Here is a 25,024-nt window from a genome sequence, read left to right on the forward strand (position 1 = left end):
GGCGTAGATGCCCGCCGAGCGGTCGCCTTCGGTGAGGATATCGGTGACGCTGGTCACGGTCACCTTCTGGGCGTCGCCGCCCCCGCCCCCCGAGCCGCCGACGCCCACCGAGGCCGAGCCGGCCGCCGTGCCGCCGGACAGGGCCCCGGACAGGGCGAAGCCGCCCGTGCCGCCGCCGCCGCCGATGCTCTGGGCGTAGATGCCCGAGGCGTCGACGCCGCGGGTGTGGATCTGGCCGGCGGTGTCGACCGTGACGAGGCCGCCGCCGCCGGCGTTGCCGCCGCTGCCGCCCACGGCCACGCCGATCGAGGCGCTGACGCCGCCCGAGGCCGCCGCGGCGATCGCGCCGCTCCAGCCGCCATTGCCGCCGCCGCCGCCCACGCTCTGGGCGAAGATGCCGACCGCCCGGTCGCCGGTGGTGTCGATGTCCACGCCGGTGACGTGGTCGACGGTGACGTCGCCGCCGTTGCTGGCCGCGCCGCCCGTGCCGCCGATCGAGATCGCGCCCGAGGCCGCCCCGACGTCGCCGACCGCCAGGGCCGCCGACACGGTGTAGCCGCCATCGCCGCCGCCGCCGCCCACGCTCTGGGCGAACACGCCGCGCGAGTCGTCGCCCTTGGTGATCAGGGTCCCGTCGGCCGTGACATGGACGATGCCGCCGTTGCCGCCGCCGCCGCCCGAGCCGCCGACGCCGATGCTGACCGCGCCGTAGACGCCGATCGCCCCGCCGGCCCCGAAGCCGCCGTTGCCGCCGCCGCCGCCCACGCTCTGGGCGTAGATGGCCGAGGCGCGGTCGCCGCCGGTCTCGATCCGGCCGGTGTTGATCACCGTGACGTCGCCGCCCTTGCTGCCCGTGCCGGCGTCGCCGCCGATCGACAGATTGACGAACAGGCCGACGCTGGTGGAGTCGCCGCCGCTGCCGCCGCCGCCGCCCACGCTCTGGGCGAAGACGCCGCCCGAGCCGTCGAGGGCGGTGACGATCTGGCCGTGGTTGGTGACGTTGACGGCCTCGCCGATACCGCCGCCCGCGCCCTTGCCGCCGATCGCGAACTGGCCGCCCGCATTGCCGCCGTTGCCGCCGCCGCCGCCCACGCTCTGGGCGAAGATGGCGTAGGAATCGTAGCCGTGGGTCGTCAGCTTCCCGTCGTTGATCACGGTGACGACGCCGGCGTCGCCGCCCGCCCCGCCCTTGCCGCCGATCGCCGCCAGGCCGCCGGCGCCCGCGCCGTTGCCGCCGCCGCCGCCCACGCTCTGGGCGAACACGGCCTGGGCCAGCTTGCCCTCGGTCTCGATCTCGCCGGCGCCGGCGTTGGTGACCGTGACGTCGCCGCCCTTGCCCGACGCGCCGCCGTCGCCGCCGATGCCGACCAGGCCGCCGCCGCCCGCGCCGTTGCCGCCGCCGCCGCCGATGCTCTGGGCGAACACGCCCGTGGCCTCGTCGTTATGGGTGAAGATCCGGCCTTCGTTGGTGGCCGTCACCGCGCCGCCGTCGCCCGACGAGCCGCCGCCGCCGCCGATCCCGACCAGGCCGCCGGCCCCGCCGCCGACCCCGCCGCTGCCGCCCACGCTCTGGGCGAACATCCCGATCGACGACACGCCAATGGTTTCGATCGCGCCATCGTTGAACACGTTGACGACGCCGCCTGAGCCGCCGCCCGACCCGCCGCCGCCCAAGGCGACGATACCGCCCGCGCCGCCGGCCGCGCCGCCGCCGCCGCCGATGCTCTGGGCCAGGATCCCGTAGGCCACATCGCCATGGGTGAGAATTCGATCGTGGTTGGTCACCCCGACGGAGCCGCCGTCGCCCGCGGCGTTCGAGCCGCCCGCGAACGCGCCGATCCCGCCCGCCGAACCGCCCGAACCGGACAGGCCGCCGACACTCTGGGCCAGGACGCCGTTCGATCCGGCGCCGTAGGTTTCCAGGAAATTGTTGTTGGTCACGCTGACCGAACCGCCGGGGCCGCTGCCGCTACCGGTTCCGCCCACGCCGACCAGGCCCGCGCCCGCGCCGCCGTCGCCGCCGGCGCCGCCGACGCTCTGCACGAACAGAGCCGAGGACTGATCGCCATAGGTCAGGACTGAAGCGTTGTTGGTCAGGTTCGCCGAGCCGCCGGCGCCGCCGTGGTCACCCGCGCCACCCTTGCCGGCCGCGCCGATGCCTTCGCCGCCGTCGCCGCCGGCGCCTCCGTTGGCCTGGACCTGGACGCCCACCGCCTTGACGCCGGTGGTCACGACGCTGCCGCCCAGGGTCAGGGTGGCCGAGCCCCCGTCGCCGCCTTCGTTGCCGTCGCCCCCGATGCCGAACACCACGACGGGGGGAAACAGGAAGCCTACCCCGCCATCGCCGCCGTCGCTGCCATTGGCGGTGACCTTGACCGCAGAGGCGTTGACGTTGCTGTAGCTTCCGGCGACGGACTGATTGATCGTCCCGCCGTCGTTGCCCGAATCGCCGTTCAACCCATGGGCGATCATGTCGATGCCGTCGGAGACGGCGGAGCCATCGGCATGGCCCACATGCTGTTGCGCGGCGGCCGGCATGGCGGCCAGGACCGTGGCGCTCGCGGCGCCGACGGCCAGGGCGCGGCCCAGGCCCTTCAGCAGCTTGCGGGTGGCGGTTTCCAGCCGGACCGCCTGGGCGCGGCTCTTCACGTCGACGATCGGGAAAACGTTCTCTTCGGCGGCCGGCGGCGTGTAGGCCGCCAGCACGGCCAGGCTCGCCAGGGCGTCGTGCAGGCGCAGCAGCAGCTTGGGCGGCAGGGCGCCGGGCGTCCCGAACGACGAGGCCAGCAGGTGGGCGACCGCGTCCTGGGTGGCCAGCAGCTCCGGGGCCGAGGCGCCGAAGCGCTCGCTCAGGGCCGCGGCGACGCGCGGATCGCGGGCTTCGCGCTCCCAGCGCCCGGCCAACTGCTCCAGCCCGTCGGCGAAGCGCGCCAGACGTTCCACGCGCGGGGATTCCGCAACGGCGGCCTTCGCCGCGCCGGCCGACAACTTGCCCATGGACTTCCCCCGATCCAGCGCGCCCCACGTCCGACCGCGAGCGCGCGCGATAACTTAACCGTTCTTAACGAATTCCGGAGGCGTTTCCCGTAACGAACGAACATCGTTCCGTAATGAACGGACATGGTTCGAAACGAGACAGACCTCCGGCGTTCGGGGTCAGCTCTGCAATTTCCAGGTGAAGCTTTGGGAGAGTTTGGAGCGGGCGGGGGGAATCGAACCCCCGACATTCAGCTTGGGAAGCTGACGTTCTACCTCTGAACTACGCCCGCATTGGACGGAGAAACTCGCGCCGTCCAAGCGCCCAGCCCGTCTAGCCGGTCTGGCTCCGCTTCTCAATGGGTTCTTTGGCGGTCCCTGGGGGTCTTTGGAACTTCGTCGCCCCGCGTTGACGGCGCTCGCCGCGCGGCGCACGATCGGATCAAACAGATGTTCGGGAGGAGAACGCCATGGCCGACGGCCACCAGCATCCGGACGACCATGAACGGGCCCAAGAACGGGCGAAGTTCCACGCCATGGTCGACGGCACGCCGCAGGACTGGGCGATCATCGCCAATGCCTCGATGGAGTTCGGCCGCGACTTGCCCAAGCGCCTGGTCTCGCACCTGAAGCTGCTGCAGGGCGACTGCGGCGGCTTCGCCATCGACCGGCTGGACCACAGCCTGCAGACCGCCACCCGCGCCTTCCAGGACGGCCGCGACGAGGAGTACGTGGTCTGCGCCCTGCTGCACGACATCGGCGACATCCTGGGCCCGCGCAATCACGCCGACATCGCCGCCGCGATCCTGCAGCCCTTCGTCTCGGAGGAGAACCACTGGATGGTGGCTCATCACGCCGTCTTCCAGGGCTACTACTTCTTCCACCACCTGGGCCTGGACCGCGACATGCGCGACCAGTTCCGGGGCCATCCCAGCTTCGAATACACCGCCCAGTTCTGCCACATCTACGACCAGGAAGCCTTCAACCCGGCCTACAAGTCGATGCCGCTGGAGGCCTTCGAGCCGATGCTGCACCGGGTGATGTCGGCGCCCAAGCGGTCGATTTATCTGCGCAAGGACGGCGGGGCGCCGGCGTAGCGAGAGCTGGCGGCCTCGACGTCCGGGATGGCGGACGCCGTGAAAACCCCTCTCTCATAGAGAGAGGGAGGGGCCCGCCGCGAAGCGGTGGGAGGGTGAGAGGTTTCACCGCTAGCCGGAAAATCCAGAGGCGCTGAGCCGCTGAGCCGCGCTTTCGAGACTCCGACAGAGGCTCACCAGGGCCGCCAGCGTGGATCGGGCAACTATCCTAAGACCATCTGAACAGCCGCGTTTCATTCGGTGAGAGTGTAACCTCTCACCCTCCCATGGCTTCGCCATGGGCCCCTCCCTCTCTCTATGAGAGAGGGGGCAGGAGGGCCGCCACTGTCCGCTTTGGGTCGAAAGCCGTCACGCATCTCTACCCGGAAATCAACCCCTACTTCACCACCTCGGTCTTGACCCCCAGCTTGGCCAGCTGGGCCTGCACGCTGTCCGGGCCCGTCAGGTGTCCCGCGCCCACGGCCACGAAGCTGACGCCCGAGCCGGCCAGCTTGGTCTTCAGTTGCTGGGCCCAGTCGGCGTTCCGGTCGACCAGCAGCAGCTTGTAGAGCTCCGGATACTCGCCCTGCATCTCGTCGACCATCTGGCGCTTCAGCTCGGCCTGGTCACCGCTGGCCCAGGCGTTGACCAGGGCGTCGATCTTGGCCGGGCCGTCGTCGACCTCGTCCAGGGTGGATTCCAGCAGCTGGGTTTCCTGGGCCGGGGTCATGTCGGCGAAGAACCGGACCTGCTGCTCCATGGTCTCGAAGGCCGAGACCGGCTTGCCCGCCGCCTTGGCCTGGGCGTTCAGCAGCTTCTCGACGCCGCTCTCCGGATCGTAGCCGGCCTTCAGCAGCGGGGTCAGCGACACGGTCAGGGCGGCCAGCCAGGGCCGCATCACGTCCAGGGCCTGCGGCGGGAAGCCCATGCCCTGCCCCGCCGCCTGCAGCTTGGCGTAGGTCTCGGGCTTCAACTTGGCCGACAGCGGCGTGGTCCGGTCGATGCCGTATTTCAGCATCAGGGCCTGGGTGTCGGCGGGCTTCTCGGGCTGCTCGATCTCCATGACCACGTCGTCGGCGGCCTCGAAGGCCTTGGCGATCTTGGGCGTGCGCCACTGGGTTTCCGGCCGCAGCACGTGGACCGTGCCGAACAGGTAGATCGTCGAGTCCTTGTCCTTGATCACCCACAGGGAGGGTTCGGCGCGGACGGGGCCGGCCCCCATCGCCAGCACCATGACGGCGGGGGCGACGAGGGCCAGGGCGAAGCGGCGGACGGAAGCGGGCAGAATCATCATCCCGCCACTGTTCCGGCCCGAGCGGGGCCGTGCAAGCCGGCTTACTTCAGGAAGGCCTCGACCTCGAAGGCGAAGGCGGCCGGCCGGTCCAGCATGATGAAGTGGTACGACCCGTCGATCCGCTTGACCTTGGCCTGGGTCATCGGGGCGTAGGCGCCGGTGTAGAGCTGGTCGAACGCCGCCTGGGGCGCGGTGGCCGGATCCCACGGATAGAGCATGGTGACGGGCGTCTTGATCGCGGCGATCTCGCCGCGCAGGTCGGTGGTCAGGTCGTCGTAGAGGGCGCGGGCCACCACCGAACGGTCCGAGGCGATGGCGGCGGCGGTGGTCGACTTCAGGCCCTCGGGCGACTTGATCAGGCGGGTCATCATCGCCGTCTCCATGGACGCCCAGGCCTCGGGCGCGGCGGCGATCGTCCGGTCGCGCATGGCGGCGGCCTGGGGCCTCGCCGTCTCGACGGTGGCCTCGGGCGAGAACACCATGGCGTAGAAGGGCAGGCTGTCGACCACCATCAGCCGGCCGACGTCCTCGGGGTGCTGGCGGGCCAGCATCAGGCCCATCAGCCCGCCCATCGAGTGGCCGATCACGGCGGGCGACTTCAGCCCGGCCGACCGGATGTAGCCGTCCAGGGCGTCGACCGTGGGCTGGACCACCGGCCCTTCGGCGTTGGCGCCGGCCGGGGCGCCGGCGAACCCGGCCACCTGGATCACGTGCAGGCGATAGCGGCCCTTCAGCTGCTTGACCGTGTCGTCCCAGACCGCGGCGGACGAGGCCAGGCCGGGGATCAGGATCACGTCGGGCCCCTGCCCCGTGACCTCGACCGTGAAGCGCGGCGCGGCGGCCGAGGGGACCGCGATCGGGGCGGCGTGGGCGGGGTTGAACACGCCGAGGGCGGCCAGTATCGCCATCACCATGACGAACAGGGGGAAGGTCGATCGACGATAGGACATGGCGGGAACTCCTGATTTGCGGGCATGCGCCAGGGTTCGGCGGCGCGCCGAGGGATGAAGGGTGATGGTTTGGCGGGTCGGGTCCGACCGCGTCGGGTCAGGCTTCGTCCTGGAAGATGGTCTCGATCGGCAGGCCGAACAGGCGGGCGATCTTGAAGGCCAGGGGCAGGCTGGGATCGTACTTGCCCGTCTCCAGGGCGTTGATGGTCTGGCGCGAGACGTCCAGGCGCTCGGCGAGGTCCGCCTGGCTCCAGTCGCGCTCGGCCCTCAGGACCTTGAGGCGGTTCCTCACCGATACCTCCTGGCGATCAGGGGCTGCGACAGGCCCATGGCCATGGCGAAGATCGGGACGGCCGCCCAGGCGGGGGCGTGCGGCGCCTTGCCGAAAGTCTCCAGGAAGCCCCAGACGCTGGCCGCGCCCAGGGTCACGGCGATGCCCCACAGCAGGCTTTGGATCAGGATCTCGCGGGCGAACTCGTCCTTTTCCTCGGCCAGGTAGAAGCCCATCGCGGCTATCGAACCCAGAATGGCCAAGGCGGGCGCCAGGGCGATCACATAGCCCAGCGGCCCGGCGGTCAGACCCTGGCCATGCAGCATGATCGCGCCGATCAGCAGGAAGACATAGGCCGACATCGAGACGCCGAACCGCAGCATGTAGCGCCGCATGGCGGGCCGCAGGGGCTCGCGCTTGAACAGGCGGTTGGAGCCGAGGGCGAAGGCCAGCGACGCCGCGACCGTGCCCAGGCCGCCGACAAAGCTCCAGACGCCGCCCAGGCCGATGACCCGGACACAGACGAGAATCGCGGCGATGAAACCGGCGAACAGCAGGAATTTCTTGAGGGCGAGCCACTCGCCGCGTTCGGACGCCATGTCGGGTCTCCCTGTCTTAATGACAAGGATACTTGTCTTTCGTCGCTACAAGAATGTCAAGCAAACTTGTCAAAAGATCAAGGAAAGCCGACAGGGCGTCGAGGTCAGGCGGCCTTGCGCAGCGGCGCCGCGTCGGCGGCCTGGCTGACATGGACGGGTCGGTGGACTTGCCGCCCGAGGGCCCGTCGCTGGCCCAGGATCGTCCAGCCGTAGCGCGAAAAGCGGTCCTCGTAGTCGGACCAGCGGATGATCCGGCCCTGGTCGTCGCAGCGCCACATCGCCTTGTCGCAACCCGGGATCGGGGCCGCCCGGTTCCAGACGGCGACGCGCTTGGCGTGGGTCGAAAAAGTCCCGCCGAAAAGTGCGTTCATGGTCCGGAAGCTCCACTGGGCCGGCGACTCGGTGAGTCGTTTCGCCGACAAAGGGAAGCTAGCACTGGTGGAGGCCGAAATGCGGCCACACCACATCTAGTGCGACGCCGTGCCGCGCGACCGAATGGCAGGTCACACGATCGATGAACGGCGGTCGGCGTCGAGGGCGATCACGATGTCGGCGCGGGGCGGCATCTCGCGGGCGATGTGCCGGGTCAGGCGCTCGTAGTGCTGGACGAAGACGGCGACCTCGTCGTCGCTCATGGCGCGCCCCGCCTGCCCGGTTTCCGCCAGACGCGCGCGCAGCTTGGCCTCCTGCTCCCGGCGCCAGGCCAGCACCGTGGCGAAGTCCGGGGCGGTGAACAGCACCAGCAGGTCGAGGCGGCCGAACAGGGCGCGATACGGCCCCGCCAGGGCGGCGTTGACGTGGGCGCGCCAGGTCGCGTCGGGATCGCGCTCGCGCTCCAGGGCGTTGACCGGCGCGGCCAGGGCTTCGGAGGGTTCCGGGCGGGCGCCGACGCACCAGCCTTCCAGCAGCACCACGTCGACGGGGCCTTCGACCACCGGCCAGGTCTCCACGGGCGCGCGGTCGTCGGCGGCCTTGTCGAAGCGCGGCAGGGCCGTGCCGCCCTCCCCGGCCAGGCCGTCCAGCACCGCCAGCCCCAGGGCGACGTCATGGGTCCCCGGGACGCCGCGCGTGCGCAGCAGCGGATGGACGTCGCGGGCCAGGGCCTCGCGGTCGGCCAGCGGCAGGTAGAGGTCGTCCAGCGACAGGGTCGCCGTCTTCAGCCCCCGGGCCTCCAGCAGCGCCGCCACGACACGGACGGTGGTCGACTTGCCCGAGCCCTGCGGCCCGCAGATCCCGACCACGAAGGCCGGCCCCATGGCCACCGCCGCGATCCGGTCGGCCAGGGGCGCGTGCAGCCGCTCGATCTCGGCGGCGAAGCCGGCGGGCAGGTTCTCGTCGCGCAGGAAGGCGGTCAGCCAGTCAGGATCGATGGTCATGCACAGCCCCCTTTCCTTCTCCCCCTGCGGGAGAAGGTGTCAGCGAAGCTGACGGATGAGGGGTCGCACGGCGTCGGACGACGCCGCAAGAGGACGAATGCAAAGGTTAGAGACCCCTCATCCGGCGCTTCGCGCCACCTTCTCCCGCAGGGGGAGAAGGACGGGTTCACTGCACCCGCCGGACCTGGAACCCGCGCGCCGCCATCAGGGCCGGCAGGCCGTCGGCGCCGGCCATGTGCAGGGCCCCGACCGCCACCAGCTCGACGCCGGGCTTGTCCATCTCGGCCGCCAGGGCCTCCGCCCAGGCCTCGTTGCGGCGCTTGAGCAGCGCGTCGTACAGCGCCGGCCGGTCGCGCTTCATCACGTCGACCACCAGCGGTCCCAGCTTGGCCATGTCGCCGTGCAGCCAGGCCGACTGCAGGGCCACACCGTTGCGCGGCGGGGTCAGGGTCTCGGTGGCGACGTCGTCCAGGTACTGCACCTCGACCGCTTCCGGCAGGGCGGCGAACAGCTGGATCTGCTGCTCCAGGGTCTCGAAGGTGGCGATCGGCTTGTCGGCCGCCCGCGCCTGGCGCGTGACCGTGGCGTCTGCGCCCGCCTGGACCGAGCCCCCCTGCTGGGTCATGGGCAGGACCGACAGCATCATCGCCGCCGCCCAGGGGCGCAGCCGGTCCACGCGATCCAGCGATCCGCCGTCCCGTTCCAGCGCCGCCTTCAGCGTGGCCACGGTGCGCGGCGGCAGCTTCTCGCTCAGCGGGCGCTCGGGATCGACGCCGTAGCGGTCGACCAGGGCCTGGACCTCGGCCGGATCGGCGTCGGCCCGGGTCTCGAACCAGACCTTGTCGGCCCGGGCGTAGGCGCGGTCGAAGGCGCGGGTGCGCCACTTCACGTTCGGCTGCAGCACGTGCATGGCGCCGAACAGGTAGATCGTGGTGTCGCGGTCGCGCACTTCCCACATGGCCGGGGCGGCGCGCACGGCCGAGGCGCACGTCATGGCGCAGAGCGCCAAGGCGGCGGCCAACAGCTTCCGATACGCGACCCGACTCGACACAACGTCCCCCGACGTCCGAACTCAACAGACGGCCAGGGTACGAAGAGCCCGGTTAACCGGGGAAGCGCCGCGCGTTGCGACCTAACGCCACGCCTTGAAGTGCTTGGACAGTTTCAGGCCCTGGCGCTGGTAGTGCGACCCGCCCTCGCCGTACAGGCGCCGGGGCCGCGCGGTCAGGGGCTCGTAGACCAGGCGGGCGACGATCTGGCCGTCCTCCAGCAGGAACGGCGTCTCGTGGCTGCGCACCTCCAGCACGCCCTTGGAGCCGACGGCGCCGGCCTCCTCGGTGCCGAAGCCCGGGTCGAAGAAGCCGGCGTAGTGCACCCGGAATTCGCCGACCGAAGGATCGATCGGGGTCATCTCGGCCGCCTCCAGCACCGGGATCTCGACGTCGTCCTTGGACGCCAGGATGTAGAACTCGCCCGGATCCAGCAGCAGTTCGCCGTGGCGGGTCTCCAGCGGCTCCCAGAAGTCGCGCGGGTCGTGGCCGTCCTCGTGGTCCAGATCGACGACCCCGGCGTGGCGGCGGCCGCGGAAGCCGACGATGCCGCCCTCGCCCGGCGTCAGGTCCACGCCCACGCTCTTGATGGCCAGCTTGGCCGGATCGCCGCGCTTGAGCCGCAGCTGGTTCAGCCGCGTGCCGGCCCGCACCAGCACCGAGAAGGTCTGGGGCGCGATCTCGATATAGAGCGGCCCCTCATAGCCGGCCTCGATGTCGTCGAAGGCCTTGGAGTGGTCGCTGAGCAGGCGCACGAACACGTCGACCCGTCCCGTCGAGCTCTTGGGATTGCCGCGCGCGGCCACGTTGCCCGGCAGGGCCAGGCTTTCCTGGATCTCGGCGATGTAGACGCAGCCCTTCTCCAGCACCGCGCCCTTCGTCAGGTCCAGCTCGTGCATCGCCACGTCCTTCAGACGCTCGGGCACGCGGCGGGCCACGCCTGGCAGGAACGAGGCGCGCACCCGCCAGCACCGCGCGCCCAGGCGCAGGTCCAGGCTGGCCGGCTGCACCTGGTCGGCGTCGAACGGGGTTTGGGAAGTGATCGCCTCTTGCGCGATCAGGTCCTCGATGGATTGGCAGGGCAGAATCCCCGCAGCGTGGGCGTCGGTCATCGGGGCGACACTCGCTAAACCGGGCCTTGAAGGCAAGGCTCGCGGTCCATCCGCCCACCGCTTGTTCGCGTGTGACAATTCTAATGTTGAAATCAGACTTGTCCGCCTTGACCCTGAGGCCCGTGAAACCCCTTATGCCGGCCGTTTCCGCGTAGAGCGTCGAAGGAAGGAACCGCCATGGCCGAGGACCCGAGGGACTGGGATATCGCCACCAAGCTGATCCGTGGCGGTCTGGCGCGCTCGCAGTACATGGAGACGGCCGAGGCCCTCTACCTGACCCAGGGCTTCACCTACGACAGCGCCGAGGGCGCCGACCGCCGCTTCGCCGGCGAGGACCCGGGCTTCGTCTATTCGCGCTTCAACAACCCGACCGTGAAGATGTTCGAGGACCGCCTGGCGCTCCTCGAGGGCGCGGAAGTCTGCCGCGCCCAGGCCACCGGCATGGCCTCGATCCACATGGCGCTGATGGGCCTGGTCCGCGCCGGCGACCACGTGGTGGCCGGCCGCGCCCTGTTCGGCTCGTGCCGCTGGCTGATCGCCGAATGGCTGCCGCGCTTCGGGGTCGAGACCACCTTCGTCGACGCCACCGATCCCAAGGCCTGGGAGGCGGCCATCCGCCCCAACACCAAGGCGGTGCTGATCGAGACCCCGTCCAACCCGGTGCTGGAGATCACCGACATCCGCGCGGTGTCGGAGCTGGCGCACGCGGTCGGCGCCAAGGTCGTCGTCGACAACGTCTTCGCCACCCCGATCTTCCAGCAGCCGCTGAAGCTGGGCGCCGACATCGTGGTCTATTCGGCCACCAAGCACATCGACGGCCAGGGCCGGGTGCTGGGCGGGGCCATCCTGACCAGCGAGGCGATCAACGAGGAGTTCTACCGCGACCCGCTGCGCCACACCGGCCCGTCGCTGTCGCCGTTCAACGCCTGGGTCCTGGTCAAGGGCCTGGAGACCCTGGACCTGCGCGTGCGCCGCCAGAACGACACCGCCGCGGCCCTGGCCGACGTGGTGGCCGAGCACAAGGCGGTCAAGCAGGTGCTCTATCCCTTCCGCGCCGACCACCCCGGCCACAACATCGCCAAGTCGCAGATGACCGGCGGCGGCACGGTGCTGGCCCTGGACCTGGGCTCGCGCGAGGCGGCGTTCAAGTTCCTCAACGCCCTCGAGATCGTCGACATCTCCAACAATCTGGGCGACGCCAAGTCGATGGCCACCCATCCGCCGACCACCACCCACCGCTCGGTGCCGGAAGAGATGCGCCCCTCGCTGGGCGTGGTCGAGGGCGGCGTGCGCCTGTCGGTCGGCCTCGAAAGCCTGTCGGACCTGACCCGAGACGTGATCCGTGCGCTCGACCAGGCGTGAATCCTCCCCTCCTCTGAAGCGGATCCGCCGCCGGCGCGGCGCCGACACGGGCATCTATGAAGCGCGCACGCGCGACATCGTCGTGCGCGTCTCGCCCGTCTACCAGCCCGAGGACTCCGCGCCCGAGGAAGGGCTGTGGATGTGGGGCTATACGGTCGAGATCGAGAACCACGGCGTGGAGACCGTCCAGCTGGTCTCGCGCTACTGGACGATCACCGACGGCATGAACCGGGCCACCGAGGTCGAGGGCTCGGGCGTGGTCGGCGAACAGCCGGAGCTGCGGCCGCGCGAGGCGTTCCGCTACGTCTCCAACTGCCCGCTGCCGACCTCGTCGGGGACCATGACCGGCCACTTCCAGATGATGACCGAGGCCGGCGAGGTGTTCGAAGCCGAGATCCCGGAGTTCTCGCTGCACCTGCCGGGGGCCGCGCGCCGGGTGAACTAGGTCTTCGACCAGCGGCCCGGATGGCGTCGGGCGCCCTGACGCCTCACCCTCATGTGATCTTCAGCGCGGCCAGACGGCGACGGGGACGCGCGCCCCTGGCACGCCTGGGCGCGAGGACGCCCGATCGCCGCGTCGCGGACCGCGCGGACGGGAATATTCGCCGTCGCGACCACATAACGCCGCTCTCCGGATTGCGCTCGCCCCGACACGTTATTAAGGTTGCAGGGATCGGGGGTGCGCGCGGGGGCTTCAAAACCGATGATTGTCGGAATGCCCGCGTCCGTTGTGACTCCCCCACGCAGCGAACCTGCGTGACCTCAATCCAACGAATTGAGCATAGGGAGTGAACGATGCCGTTCTCCGGCCAACTCTGGTACATCACCGAAGGCGGCGACGCCGACACCCGCATCGCCCGGGTCAACGATGACAGCACCACCACCACGACCGTCGTCAGCAACGGCGGCGTGGGCACGGGCGACGACCAGTTCGTCAGCTCGTTCACGTCCGGCCTCGGCGTGGACACCGCGGCGGGCTTCTATTTCGCCGTCCTCAGCAACACCATCGACGACCACGCCCTGCTGGTGCGCGGCGCGATCGACGGCTCCGGGACCCCGACCACGGTGGTCGACTTCCCCGACAACATCATCGTCGAGACGATCGAGGTCGACACGATCAACCACAAGATCTACGCCGGCTATCAGGACGGTTCGTTCCCGCCGAGCGGCGCCATCACCGGCATCCGGGTCTACAGCTACGATCCCCTGACGGGCGCCGTCACCGACAACGGCTTCCTGACCACGGCCGCCACCGACAGCCGGCCCAACGAGAGCGGCTTCTCCATCCTGGACGCACGGGACTTCGCGATCGACCACTCGATCGTGCCCGGCGGCCGGATGTACTACACCGAAACGATCGGCGGCCTGGCCACCGGCCTCTTCCGCCTGGACCTGGCCAATCCGAACACGGTGACCACCCTGGTCAACGACAGCCAGTTCAGCAACACCAGCTACGCCGACGGCGTCTTCGTCGACGTCGAGGTCGATGAGACCACCGACCTGGTCTATTTCACGACCCACTCGCAAAACCCGTCGCCCAGCGCCAGCTACGACGCCAACGACAACGCCCTCTGGTACATCAGCGGCAACGCCGTCAACGGCACGGCCGTCAAGGTGACCCTGACCGGTCTGCCGGTCGGCAGCCACTACTACGGCGGCGACATGACGTTCGATCAGTCGACGCGGCAGATCTATCTCGAGAGCGAGGAGGTCGAGAACAGCGGGACTGACACCGACGACGTCATCTACGTCTTCCAGCTGGACGCCGCCGGCACGAGCGCCAACCTGATCCGCACGATCAGCCCCGGCCTCTCGACCGTCGGAGCGACCGTCGAGGGCATGGTCTTCACGGACCTGGCGGCCTTGACCGTCAACGGCTCGGCCACGGCCGCGACCGAGCAATCGGCCTCGGCGACCACCCTGCTCACCGGCTCGCCGACGATCGTCGACGCCGACGGCGCCTATCTGGTCGGCGCCACGGTGCAGATCACCGGCGGCACGTTCTCCTCGAACGAGAGCAGCACGGCCGACGACCACCTCGGCTACGGGGCCGGCAAGCAGATCTCCGGCACCATCGCCGGCACCAGCATCACCGTCAGCTGGAACGCCGCGACCGAGACCCTGACCCTGAGCGGCTACGACACCTTCGCCCACTATCAGGCCGCCCTGGCCGGGCTGGTCTATTGGGCCACGGGCGACAACCCGACGAACTACGGCGCCAACACCACCCGCACCCTCACCTGGACGATTAACGACGGCACGCCCGGCGTCGTGGCCGGGTCGGTCAACAGCGGCACGACCACGCTCAACATCGCCGCGGTCAACGACGCGCCGGTCAACAGCGCGTCCGTCACCGCCTCGGGTAACGAAGACACCGACATCGCCGTCACCGGCCTGCAGATCAGCGACGTCGACGCCGATCCGGCCTCGGCGACGATGACGGTCGTCCTGAGCGTGACCCATGGCGTCCTGACCCTGCGGACCGACGTCGCCGGCGGATTGACGGCGGGCGACATCGCCGCCAACGGCGCCGGCACGGTGACCGTCACCGGCACGATCAACGCGATCAACGCCACCCTGGCGGCCGCCAACGGCCTGGTGTTCCACGGCGATCCGGATGTCAGCGGAACCGACACCCTGACCGTGGTCACCAGCGACGGCGGCGCCACGGGTTCGGGCGGAGCGCAGTCCGACACCGACAGCTACACGATCACCATCAACGGGACCCAGGACCCCCACACCGGCGGCGTGAGCATCACCGGCTCGTCGACCGAAGACCAGGTCCTGACGGCCGTCTCGACCCTGGCCGACGCCGACGGTCTGGGGACGCTGCACTACCAGTGGCAGCGCGACAGCGGCTCGGGCTTCGTCAATGTCGGGACCGACCAGGCGACCTACACCCTGGGCGACGCCGACGTCGGGGCGGTGGTCCGCGTGATCGCCAGCTACACCGACGGCCTGGGCGCCATCGAGTCCGCGACCAGCGCGGCGACGGGCGCCGTCGCCGCCGTCGACGACGCGCCGACCGGCGGCGTGTCGATCACCGGCACGACGACCGAGGACCAGGTCCTGACGGCCAACACCTCCACCCTCGCCGACGTCGACGGCCTGGGCGCCCTGCACTACCAGTGGCAGCGCGACAGCGGCTCGGGCTTCGTCAATGTCGGGACCGACCAGGCGACCTACACCCTGGGCGACGCCGACGTCGGGGCGGTGGTGCGCGTCGTGGCCAGCTACACCGACGGCCAGGGCTTCAACGACAGCGTCACCAGCGCGGCGACGGCCCCCATCGCCAACGTCAACGACGCGCCGACGGGCGGGGCGTCGATCAACGGCACGGCGACCCAGAACCAGGTCCTGACGGCCAACACCTCCACCCTGGCCGACGCCGACGGACTGGGCACGCTGCACTACCAGTGGCAACGCGACACGGGTTCGGGCTTCGTCAATGTCGGGACCGACCAATCGACCTACACCCTCGGCGCGGCCGATGTCGGCGGCGTGGTGCGGGTGACGGCCAGCTATGTCGACGGCCACGGCACGGCCGAGGCGGTCACCAGCGCGGCGACCGCCCCGGTCGCCTCTTCCGGCCCGGCCAACCTGCACCTGGTGGGCACGCCCGGCTTCGACATCCTGGTCGGCGGCCTGGGCAACGACGTGATCGAGGGCAAGGGCTTCACCGACATCCTGGTCGGCGGCGGCGGCTCGGACACCTTCGTGTTCGGCGCCCACTCCACCGGCGTCGACCTGATCACCGACTTCGGCGGCGACGACGTGATCCTGACCAAGTCCAAGCTCTCCGACAGCAACAACGACGGCATCGTCCCGACCCATGCCGGCCTGCTGGACCTGGGCGGCCTCGACGCGGTCTTCCTGGGCCTCGGGCATGAGGGCGTGCGCTATCTGGGCGTCACGGCCGACGGCCTGTACGCCTACGGCGACGCCGACACGCGGCCCAAGAAGGCCATCGAGGGCAAGCTGTCGAACGACAACCTGGCCGGCGACGTCGGCGACCATAAGTCCAACGTGTTCTTCTTCGACACCGACCTGGCCCTCGACTGGGGCTCGGACCACATCGTCCGGTTCGGCGCCAAGGACATCCTGGTCACCACCACCGCCCTGGCCGATCCGAACCACGACAACCTGATCCTGGCCGGCCCGGGATCGGTCTTCGACTTCATCGCGCCGGCCAACAGCGCTCCCGGCACGGACAACGGTTCGGTGACGATCAACAACACCAGCGGCGCCGTGGTCTCGACGCTGGAGTTCGACGGCGTGGTCTCGCACGGCGACGTCGACTACTACATCTACAGCCTGGTCGGCTCGTCCGGCGGCGTGGGCTCGATCTTCTTCTAGGACAGGCGGCGGGCCGGACGTCGGGTCGGGCGTCCGCGCCCGCCCCTTCGTTCGGCCCGCCGCTGTCGCTACAACTAGCGACAGCGGAAAATCGCCTTTCGGTTGCGAAGCTGCGCCTATTGCGAGACCCTCGCGCAAACCGGGGGGAAAGCCGTGGCCCAATACAGCGTCACTGTCGTCAACAACAGCGACACGCCGGGAACCTACGCCCTGTTCCAGGCCCCGCCGCCCGGCGCCCCGGCCCAGGCGGGTTGGTCGATCAGCCAGACGATCGCGCCGGGAAGCTCGGCCAAGATGGCCTATGCGGAACCGGCGCCCGGGAAGCCCGGCCTGCTGGCCAAGCTGTGCGCCCTGCTGTTCCCCGCGCCGCCCAAGGCCGCGCCCGGCCAGTTCCGGCTGACGGTCGATCCCGACGGCTCCAAGCCCCAGACCCAGATCGACTTCGCGGCCAGCCCGACCGCCCCGACCAAGATCCTCCACGGCCTGGACGGCGCGCTGTCGCTCGCCGCCGCCTCGACGCTCGGCTATTCGGTGTTCACCACGCCCGACGGCAACGTGGAGCCGACCGACCAGGGCGATAATTTCATGGCGGCCTACAGCGTCGTCGCCATCTTCACCAACAGCGCCGGCAGCAGCTGCGCGAACGGCGAATATCGCCAGATGGTCCGGGGCCAGTTTTCCGTCAACGGCTCGGTCGTTCTACACATCCTCTGCGAGCCGACGGTGATGTCGCCCGCCGTCTGGCAGCAGGACGGATGCCCGCCCGGCGTCTGCACGGCCTACGGCTATCGCGCCTGTCCGCCCTCGACCTGGAACGCCTACAAGGACCCGGACCAGTCGACCGGCTCCCAGTACGCGATGTTCGACCAGCCCGGGTTCCGCAACATCCAGCCCGGCTTCACCTACACCGTCGATCTGCAGTTCCAGGGTCAGCTCGTCGACACGGCCGCCAACGTCGTCCTGGCGACCCGGAACTGGACGGTGGCGGGCATGCTCACGGCGCCCACGGTGGCGATGGTGGACGCGCCCCGGGGGCTCCAACCCAGCGATCGCCTGATCGGCGCGCGCCTGGGCCGCAACCTCACCAACGACAGTCCCGAGGTTCATCTGCTGATCGCCCGCGTCCATGGGTCGCCGCGATTGGATCCGAACGCGGTGAAGGTCACGCTGGTCGACGCCCAGGGCGGCTCCGTGACCGCCGCCGAGCCCGAGGTCCACGAAGTCGGCGGTCAGCGGGGCACGACGGCCAGCATCGTCCACCGCCTGCTTCCCGGCCAGGCGATCCCGGTCAAGGCGACCCTCGATGTCGACGGCCAGGTCACCGAGATGGCGATCGAGGCGGCCGCGCAAGGCTCGGTCGCCTCGTCGGCAGGCGCGCGCGACGGTCAGGGCCGTCCGGGCGTGGGACCGGCGACGCCCACCTATACGATCCGGGTGAACAACCAGAGCGGCGTCGACAAGAGCTACATCATCTTCATGCCGCCCGCCGTCGAACCCGGCGGCCAGACACCGGTCTACACCAATGTCTGGGCCACCTTCGAGAACGTCACGCCCGGCGCCTGGGACAGCCTGGTGTACAAGCCCGACGGCGAAGGATCGCCCGCGCCCAGCCTGATCGTCGCGGAAGGCGCCGACATGCCTGGCCAGGTGATCGAGCCGCCCAAAGACGTGAACCTCGCCACGATCGATTTCGCCGGTCGGACGCAGACCACCGCAGCCGTCACCCAGCATCCCGACGGCGGCTTCTCGGTCGCCTACGTCTAGCGCGCCGCGTCAAACCCATCCGGAGATCACCATGTTCCTCCAGCCTCTCATGGGCGCGCCCCTGCCTGGATGCGTGTCGATCGACGCCACCAAGCCCGACAGCTATCTGGACAACGCCCGTGCGGGGAACCCGACCGCCGGCGCCCACGCCAGCGTCCAAGTCGCCGTCAACAACCTGCGGGCTTGTGCGTCGATGCAGCCGTCGCCGACCAGGGCTTCGCTGATCGGGCATGGCGCGCCGGGATTGTTCGGCGTCGGGGCCGGCGGCTCGATCGGCACGAGCGCCCAGCATATCAATATCGACAACCAGGCCGTCTGGGTCCCGCTCTTCCAGTCCTTGAGCGGGCGGTTCGAAGCGCTCTGCCTCTACGGCGCCGCGGTCGGCGCCGGCTTAACGGGCGCCCAGCTTCTCTTCACGCTCGCGAAGGCGATCAACGCCCCGGTCTGCGGGCCGACGGGCGTGATCTATTGCCGCCCCGACGGAACCTTCTATCTCCAGGAGGGCGCGACGTGGCAAGTGGCGACGCCGGCTCAGCAGCCCGCGCCGATCCCGTCGCCGACCGCGCCCTGGCCCGCGAACCTCGGAGCCAGAGGTCCGGGCCCGAGGGTCACGGCCTGCGCCGCCTTCGGTCTGGGAGGCAGGCCCCTCCCGACCAAGTCCGCCATGGCCCTCGCCGGTCAGGTCCATTGGGACCGATCGTTCCAGCCGCCCGGCCAGCCGGCCGCCGTCGTCACCGGCCGCCTGCGCGCCAGCTTCGGCGGGACCGCGTTCAAGTCGTTCACGATCCTGGGCGACGCCCTGGTGCGGGACGACGGCCAGCCCAACCGTTTCTATCCGGTGGGGCCGAGCTTCCGCGCCATCCTGCTGGGCCGCTAGTCAGCCGCCCGCCTCAGGCGGCCGGCGTCGGCTCCAGCGCGTACTTGCGCGAGCAGTACTCGCAGGTCACGTGGATCTTGCCGTCGGGCTCGACCATCTCGGCCACTTCCTCGGCCGTGAACGAGCCCAGCACCGCGCCGATGCGGTCTTCCGAGCAGCGGCAGAAGGCGCGCAGCGGCTTTTCCTCGAGCAGGCGCACGCCGTCCTCGTTGAACAGCCGCCACAGCAGGGTGGTGGTCGGCACGGTGGGGTCGATCAGCTCGTCCTCGCCGGTGGTCTCGAACAGGGCCTGGACGTGCTGCCAGGCTTCCTGGGTCTCGCCGCGACTCTCGTCGCCGGCGATGGCCTGGATCAGGATGCCGCCCGCGCGCCACTTGGCGCCCTCGCCCGTGTCGGCCTGGCCGACGGCCAGACGCACGCGGGTCGGGGTCTGTTCGGACTGGGCGAAGTACTGCTCGGCGCACAGGGCCAGGGTCTCGCCCTCGATCGGGGTGATGCCCTGGTAACGGTCCATGTCCGGACCCTGGTCGACGGTCATCACGAAGGTGCCGCCGCCCAGCAGGGTGCGGGCGCCGGGACGGGCGAAGCCCTCCGACGCGGCCGCGACCTCCTCCGGGTCGAACCGGCAATAACCGCGCAGGGCGCCGGAGGTGTCGTAATCGACCACGACATAGCGCACCGGGCCGTCGCCCTGGGCCTGGACGATCAGCCGACCCTCGAACTTCAGGCTGGAGCCGACCAGCGCCGCCAGGGCGCAGGCCTCGCCCAGCAGGTTGGCGACGGGCTCGGGATAGTCGTGGCGGGTCAGCACCTCGTCGACCGCCGCGCCCAGGCGCACCACGCGGCCGCGCACGGGCAGGCCTTCGATCTGGAAGGCGGAAACGAGGTCGTCCGGAGCGGCGTCCGGCAGGGTTTGGGCGGCGATGTCGGTCATGGGGAGGCTAGATAATCGCTTGGACGAAAAATGCGAGCCCCCTGCGACCGCGCGGCCGTCCGAGCCGGCCTCAGCCGGCGTCGACCACGCAGCGGAAACCGATCGTCCCCGCCCGATCCTTGCCCGGCGCCATCAGCAGCAGCTTGCCGTGCTGGTCGTTGCGATAGGCCTGGGGGAAGTACCAGATCGAGCCCTGCGGCTGGTATGACGAACCGCCGCGCAGGACGGCCGCGCGGGTGTGGTCGTCCTGGTGCTCGTCGGTCCACTGCCAGACGTTGCCGACCAGGTCGAGCACGCCGAACGGGCTGGCCCCGGCCGGGTGGGCGTCGACCGCGTCCGGCGGCGTCAGGGTCCGACCCTTGTTCGGGGCCGGGACGGCGGCGGGGTTCCAGGCGTCGCCCCACGGATAGGCTCGGCCGTCGGTCCCCTGGGCGGCGTACTGCCATTCCCATTCGCGCGGCAGGCGCTTGCCGGCCCAGGCGGCGTAGGCCCGGGCGTCCTCGAGCGACACCCAGGTCACCGGCTTGTCGGCCCACCCGTCCGGATAGGTTGCACCTGCTTCTCCCTTCTGGAGAGTCCAGTCCTTGAGGAAGTTGAAGTCGTCCTTGGGGTGGTAGCGCGTGGCGTCCAGGAAGGCCTTGAACTGGGCGTTGGTCACCGGCGTGCGGTCGATGAAGAAGCGTTTCATCGCCATCTGGCGGTCGTGGAAGCGGCGGGGCGAATCCTCCCACGGATAGGCCACGTCGACGCCGATCCCGTTGCCGCCCTCGACCTCGAGGCCCCGCACCTGGAAGCGGAAGGTCCCGGCCGGGATCTCGACCATGCCGGGCGGCGCGGTCGCGGCGGGGCGGGTCGGGGCGACCGCGACCATGGTCTGCGGCAGCGGCTTCCACTCGGCCGAATAGGACGCCAGGGGCCTAGTGGTCATGGCCTTCATGCGGGCCATCAGGTCGCGCTGGGCGGCGTCGGGCTCGCCGTCGACCGCCAGCACCGCGCCATAGGCCTTGGCCTCGACCTCGAACGACAGCCAGGCCTTGCCGCCGTCACGCTCCGGCGCCAGCTCGACGCCGTGATAGAGATCGAACCAGCGCCGGCCCGGCGCGTCGGCCACGGCCATCTGCCGGCCGTCGACGCCGTATTCGTTGCGGTTGACGATGGTCCAGACCTCGGCGCCGCCGCCCTTCTCCTTCGAGGGCCACCGGCTGGCGAACACGCCGAACCGGGTCATCGGATAGAACGGCTCCCAGTCGGGGCTGGTCAGGAACGGCGCGACGCCGCGCTCGATCGTCGCCACCCGCCGCGTCGCCTCGCCGTCGCGCGGGGTGATCCCGTTCCAGATGCCCCAGACGTTCTCCCAGCTCTCCCAGCCCTCGCCGTTGAAGAAGGCGTACTGCAGGTCGTCGATCTTGGAGCGGGCCCAGCGGTCGGAGATGTTGACCATGTGGCGCGGCTCCAGCCACCGGTAGCGGTCGACCTTGGGGACGAAGCCGAAGTCGTACTGGCCCCACGACATCACGTTCCAGCCCAGCTGCTCGTCGTGGACCACGCCCTCGGGCTGGAAGGCCAGCACCTTGCCCTGGCGCTCGGCGGCCAGGGAGAAGGCCAGGGGCACGCCGTCCTGGGTGTCGCCGTTCATGCCGTCGGCGCCGATCTCGATCATCAGCTTGGTCAGGGCCTCGGGCCACGGCGCGCCGGGATCGCGCGTGCCCTGGTCCCACATCATCATGGGGAACAGCACCCTGACGCCCCGACGGTGGAAGTCGGCGATCATGCCCTTCACGCCGGGGATCCCGCCCGGCAGGGCGTGGATCATGTCGATCTGATTGCGGGCGTCGACGCCCAGATTGGGATAGTCCGGCCACAGCAGCACCGCGTCGATGCCGCCGAACCGCGCGATCAGGTCGTCCAGATAGCGGTCGACCGTGTAGCGGCCCGCCACGGGGTCGTAGAGATAGCGGTCCTCCATCATGGCCTGGGCCTGCATGAAGGCCCGCTGGGTCCAGGCCAACTCGGGCTTGTCGTAGCGGCTGGTGTCCAGCCCGACGCGGATGCGCCGCTCAGTCCGCCAGCGGGTGACGTCGGCCAGCCAGGCCCGGTGGTCGGCCTCGGTGCAGGGGCTGAACGGCCCCTCCCACGGCTCGGGATAGGAAAAGCAGCGCGGTCCCACGACCATGTTCTGCTTGAACCAGGGGAAGGTCGAATACTGGGTGTCCTGGGCGCGGGCCCCGCCCGCCAGCGCCAGCAGGGCGAGGCCGGCCGCCAGCGACGCGGCGCGGCGGCCCTTCGACGCGCGATTGGTCTTGGTCACGACCCGACTCCCCCACTGACGTTGGGGATAGGGATAGCATCCGCCCGGGAGCCGGAGCGCGGCCCGGACGTCCGGGCCGGCGGTTTCAGCCGGGCGCCGCGCCGCCGCGCAGTCGCGGACGATCCGGCCCGGTTTCCGTGCGCCGGCTTGCCCCAGCGCGCACGGGGCTTGCACGCGCCGTCAGTCGACGAACGGCTTCTCGATCTCGTAGACCACGTCTTCCAGCTTGCTCTGGAACAGGGTCTGGGCGTCGCGGACGCCCTGATTGTAGAAGCGCGGCCCCATCTTCTCGCTGATGAAGTCCAGCAGGAAGCCCAGTTGCAGGGCGCTGGCCTCGCAGTCCAGCTCGCGGTCCAGATAGCGCGCCAGCTTGTCGATCAGGTCGTCGCGTTCGGCCTTGCTGAACTCGATCTTGGACACGACGACCCTCTCGATCTTGCGTTTAGCCGATCGCGCCGAAGCACCAGGCCAGGACGGACTTCTGGGCGTGGATGCGGTTCTCGGCCTCGTCCCAGGCCAGCGAGCGCGGGCCGTCCAGCACGCTGTCGGTGACCTCCTCGCCGCGGTGGGCCGGCAGGCAGTGCAGGAAGACGCCGTCCGGCTTGGACAGGTCCATCAGGGCGTCGTCGACCTGATAGGGCTCCAGGGCCGCCAGGCGCTCGTCATGATCGGTGTCGCCCATCGACACCCAGGTGTCGGCCACGACCACGTCGGCGCCGCGCACGGCTTCCCTGGGGTCGTCGGTCAGGGTGATCTGCCCCTGGCGCTCCTGGGCGCGGGCCAGGTCCACCAGGTCCGGGTGATAGACCGCCGGGCAGGCGATGTTCAGCTTGAAGCCCAGCAGCGGCGCGGCGTGGATGAAGCTGGAGCACACGTTGTTGCCGTCGCCGACCCAGGCGATGGTCTTGCCGCCCACGTCGCCGCGATGCTCTTCGATCGTCAGCAGGTCGGCCATGATCTGGCACGGGTGGCTCTTGTCGGTCAGGCCGTTGATCACCGGCACGGTCGAGACCTGGGCGAAGCGCTCGACGTCGGCGTGGTTGTTGGCGCGGATCATCACCGCGTCGACCATGCGCGACAGCACCTTGGCGGTGTCCTCGATCGTCTCGCCGCGGCCCAGCTGCATGTCGGCGGCGGTCGAGATGATGCCCGACCCGCCCAGCTGGCGGATCGCCGCGTCGAACGAGAAGCGGGTGCGGGTCGAGTTCTTCTGGAAGATCATCGCCAGGACGCGGTCCTTGGCCGGGGCGTCGGCGTCGACGCGGCCCTTGGGCCAGCCGGCGCGGGCGGCCTTGCGGGCCTTGGCGTCCTCGAGCATCAGCCGCAGCGTGGCGCCGTCCAGCTTCCACAGGTCGATGAAGTGTCTGGGCTCGGTCATGAGCAAATCCCCCTGCCCGCCCGCCCCGGCCTGGCCGGAACGGGCGGTTTATAAGGTCGCGGCCTTAGGCGGCCGCCTTGGCCCGGGCGGCCTCGCAGGCCTTTTCGAGCTTGGCGATGGCCTCGGACGCTTCCTCGACCGTCAGGTTCAGCGGCGGCAGCAGGCGCACGCAGTTGTCGCCGCCGCCGGCGATCAGCAGCTTCTCGTCGCGGGCCAGGACCATGAACTCGCGATTGTTCGGCACGACCTTGACGCCGATCAGCAGGCCCTTGCCGCGGATATCGACGATGACGTCCGGGAAGCGGTCCTTCAGGCCGTTCAGCTGCTGGGTGAAGAAGCCGGCGACGGTCTTCACGTTGTCCAGGATCTCCGGCGTGTTGATCGTGTCGAACGCCGCCGTGCCCACGGCCATGGCCAGCGGGTTGCCGCCGTAGGTCGAGCCGTGCGTGCCGGGCTGCATGCCCTTGGCCGCCTCGGTGGTGGCCAGGCACGCGCCGACCGGGAAGCCGCCGCCCAGGGCCTTGGCCACGCACATGATGTCCGGGACGGCGTCGCTCGCCCACTCGTGGGCGAACAGCTTGCCGGTCCGGCCCATGCCGCTCTGCACCTCGTCCAGGATCAGCAGGACGCCGGCGTCGCGGGTGATCTGGCGCAGCTCGTTCAGCTGGGCGTCGGTCAGGGCGCGGGCCCCGCCCTCGCCCTGGACGGGCTCGATGATCACCCCGGCCGTGGTCGAACCGATGGCGGCCTTCAGGGCGTCCCAGTCGCCGAACGGCAGCTGGATGTAGCCCGGCAGGCGCGGGCCGAAGCCGTCCAGATAGCCGGCGTTGCCCGAGGCGTTGACCGCCGCGTACGAGCGGCCGTGGAACGAGCCGTCGAAGCCGATGATGTCCACCCGCTCGGGCTGGCCGTTGACCACGTGGTAGCGGCGGGCGGCCTTCAGGGCGCACTCGATCGCCTCGGTGCCCGAATTGGTGAAGAACACCACGTCGGCGAAGGTGGCCGCGCACAGCTTGTCGGCCAGCACTTCCTGCTCGGGGATCGTGTAGATGTTGGAGACGTGCCAGAGCTTTTCGCCCTGGGTCTTCAGCGCGTCGACCAGCACGGGGTGGGCGTGGCCCAGGCCGCAGGTGGCGATGCCCGCCACGCAGTCCAGGTAGTCCTCGCCGGTGGTCGAGGTCAGTCGCGCGCCTCGGCCTCGCTCGAACGCCAGCGGGGCGCGGTTGTAGACGCCCATGATGTGGTGTTGCGCGGGGTTAGACGACGTCGACGTGCTCAAGACGGCCTCCCAAAAAGGAAAGAAGCCCCCGTGCTCAAAAGCACGGGGACCGGAAGGCCAAGC

Annotated in this window: 20 protein-coding genes and 1 tRNA gene; 6 read left to right on the forward strand and 15 right to left on the reverse strand. The window is 70.2% G+C overall.

Annotated features, from left to right (window positions below; translation table 11 throughout):
- On the reverse strand, window positions 1–2,997 hold a 2,997-nt coding region (locus WAE60_RS15935), incomplete at its 3' end, for a hypothetical protein (protein ID WP_337687500.1).
- A gap of 197 nt (window positions 2,998–3,194) precedes the next feature.
- A tRNA-Gly gene (locus WAE60_RS15940) sits at window positions 3,195–3,269 on the reverse strand.
- A 177-nt stretch (window positions 3,270–3,446) separates the two neighbouring features.
- On the opposite strand from WAE60_RS15940, the gene WAE60_RS15945 reads away from it, so the two are divergent.
- A complete protein-coding gene (locus WAE60_RS15945; protein ID WP_337687501.1) occupies window positions 3,447–4,073 on the forward strand; it encodes an HD domain-containing protein in 627 nt (208 codons plus the stop codon).
- Window positions 4,074–4,449: 376 nt separating this feature from the next.
- Here WAE60_RS15945 and WAE60_RS15950 read toward each other — a convergent pair whose 3' ends face one another.
- The 8 genes from WAE60_RS15950 to WAE60_RS15985 form a co-directional block, all read right to left on the reverse strand.
- Entirely contained in the window at window positions 4,450–5,346 is an 897-nt protein-coding gene (locus WAE60_RS15950) for a TraB/GumN family protein (RefSeq protein WP_337687502.1), read from the reverse strand.
- A 41-nt stretch (window positions 5,347–5,387) separates the two neighbouring features.
- Window positions 5,388–6,296: an alpha/beta hydrolase gene (locus WAE60_RS15955; RefSeq protein ID WP_337687503.1), complete on the reverse strand. Its 909-nt coding sequence runs from the start codon at window positions 6,294–6,296 to the stop codon at window positions 5,388–5,390.
- Between the two features lie 97 nt (window positions 6,297–6,393).
- Complete coding sequence (locus tag WAE60_RS15960; protein WP_029916774.1) at window positions 6,394–6,588, reverse strand: helix-turn-helix transcriptional regulator; 195 nt, start codon at window positions 6,586–6,588, stop codon at window positions 6,394–6,396.
- Complete coding sequence (locus WAE60_RS15965) at window positions 6,585–7,166, reverse strand: hypothetical protein (protein WP_337687504.1); 582 nt, start codon at window positions 7,164–7,166, stop codon at window positions 6,585–6,587. Before WAE60_RS15965 ends, WAE60_RS15960 begins: the two co-directional genes overlap by 4 nt.
- 104 nt (window positions 7,167–7,270) lie before the next feature.
- Window positions 7,271–7,537 carry a hypothetical protein gene (locus WAE60_RS15970; RefSeq protein ID WP_337687505.1) on the reverse strand — a complete coding sequence of 89 codons (267 nt, stop codon included), beginning with the start codon at window positions 7,535–7,537 and terminating at the stop codon, window positions 7,271–7,273.
- A 132-nt stretch (window positions 7,538–7,669) separates the two neighbouring features.
- Window positions 7,670–8,542 carry a kinase gene (locus WAE60_RS15975; protein WP_337687506.1) on the reverse strand — a complete coding sequence of 291 codons (873 nt, stop codon included), beginning with the start codon at window positions 8,540–8,542 and terminating at the stop codon, window positions 7,670–7,672.
- 166 nt (window positions 8,543–8,708) lie between these two features.
- Window positions 8,709–9,536, reverse strand: coding sequence for a TraB/GumN family protein (locus WAE60_RS15980; RefSeq protein WP_337687507.1), 828 nt, complete (start codon window positions 9,534–9,536; stop codon window positions 8,709–8,711).
- 138 nt (window positions 9,537–9,674) lie between these two features.
- Window positions 9,675–10,703, reverse strand: a complete 1,029-nt coding sequence (locus WAE60_RS15985) for a 2'-deoxycytidine 5'-triphosphate deaminase (RefSeq protein ID WP_029916780.1) — start codon at window positions 10,701–10,703, stop codon at window positions 9,675–9,677.
- A 177-nt stretch (window positions 10,704–10,880) separates the two neighbouring features.
- On the opposite strand from WAE60_RS15985, the gene metZ reads away from it, so the two are divergent.
- The 5 genes from metZ (at window position 10,881) to WAE60_RS16010 (ending at window position 19,062) form a co-directional block, all read left to right on the forward strand.
- Entirely contained in the window at window positions 10,881–12,065 is a 1,185-nt protein-coding gene (metZ, locus tag WAE60_RS15990) for an O-succinylhomoserine sulfhydrylase (RefSeq protein ID WP_337687508.1), read from the forward strand.
- The gene (gene apaG, locus WAE60_RS15995) at window positions 12,046–12,510 is read left to right on the forward strand and encodes a Co2+/Mg2+ efflux protein ApaG (protein WP_337687509.1); all 465 of its coding nucleotides are present in this window, start codon (window positions 12,046–12,048) and stop codon (window positions 12,508–12,510) included. The genes metZ and apaG overlap by 20 nt, the downstream gene beginning before the upstream one ends.
- A gap of 350 nt (window positions 12,511–12,860) precedes the next feature.
- Window positions 12,861–16,421: a hypothetical protein gene (locus tag WAE60_RS16000; protein ID WP_337687510.1), complete on the forward strand. Its 3,561-nt coding sequence runs from the start codon at window positions 12,861–12,863 to the stop codon at window positions 16,419–16,421.
- Window positions 16,422–16,574: 153 nt separating this feature from the next.
- Entirely contained in the window at window positions 16,575–18,185 is a 1,611-nt protein-coding gene (locus tag WAE60_RS16005) for a hypothetical protein (protein WP_337687511.1), read from the forward strand.
- Window positions 18,186–18,216: 31 nt separating this feature from the next.
- Window positions 18,217–19,062, forward strand: a complete 846-nt coding sequence (locus WAE60_RS16010) for a hypothetical protein (RefSeq protein WP_337687512.1) — start codon at window positions 18,217–18,219, stop codon at window positions 19,060–19,062.
- 13 nt (window positions 19,063–19,075) lie between these two features.
- Here WAE60_RS16010 and WAE60_RS16015 read toward each other — a convergent pair whose 3' ends face one another.
- The 5 genes from WAE60_RS16015 to WAE60_RS16035 form a co-directional block, all read right to left on the reverse strand.
- Entirely contained in the window at window positions 19,076–19,996 is a 921-nt protein-coding gene (locus WAE60_RS16015) for an Hsp33 family molecular chaperone (RefSeq protein ID WP_337687513.1), read from the reverse strand.
- Between the two features lie 70 nt (window positions 19,997–20,066).
- The gene (locus tag WAE60_RS16020) at window positions 20,067–22,304 is read right to left on the reverse strand and encodes an SUMF1/EgtB/PvdO family nonheme iron enzyme (RefSeq protein WP_337687514.1); all 2,238 of its coding nucleotides are present in this window, start codon (window positions 22,302–22,304) and stop codon (window positions 20,067–20,069) included.
- Between the two features lie 180 nt (window positions 22,305–22,484).
- A complete protein-coding gene (locus WAE60_RS16025; protein ID WP_029916796.1) occupies window positions 22,485–22,724 on the reverse strand; it encodes a DUF2164 domain-containing protein in 240 nt (79 codons plus the stop codon).
- 22 nt (window positions 22,725–22,746) lie between these two features.
- Entirely contained in the window at window positions 22,747–23,682 is a 936-nt protein-coding gene (argF, locus tag WAE60_RS16030; RefSeq protein ID WP_029916798.1) for an ornithine carbamoyltransferase, read from the reverse strand.
- 64 nt (window positions 23,683–23,746) lie between these two features.
- Entirely contained in the window at window positions 23,747–24,961 is a 1,215-nt protein-coding gene (locus tag WAE60_RS16035) for an aspartate aminotransferase family protein (RefSeq protein ID WP_337687515.1), read from the reverse strand.
- Window positions 24,962–25,024: the final 63 nt, after the last annotated feature.

Source organism: Caulobacter sp. CCG-8, assembly GCF_037402475.1.
Classification (GTDB): Bacteria; Pseudomonadota; Alphaproteobacteria; order Caulobacterales; family Caulobacteraceae; genus Caulobacter.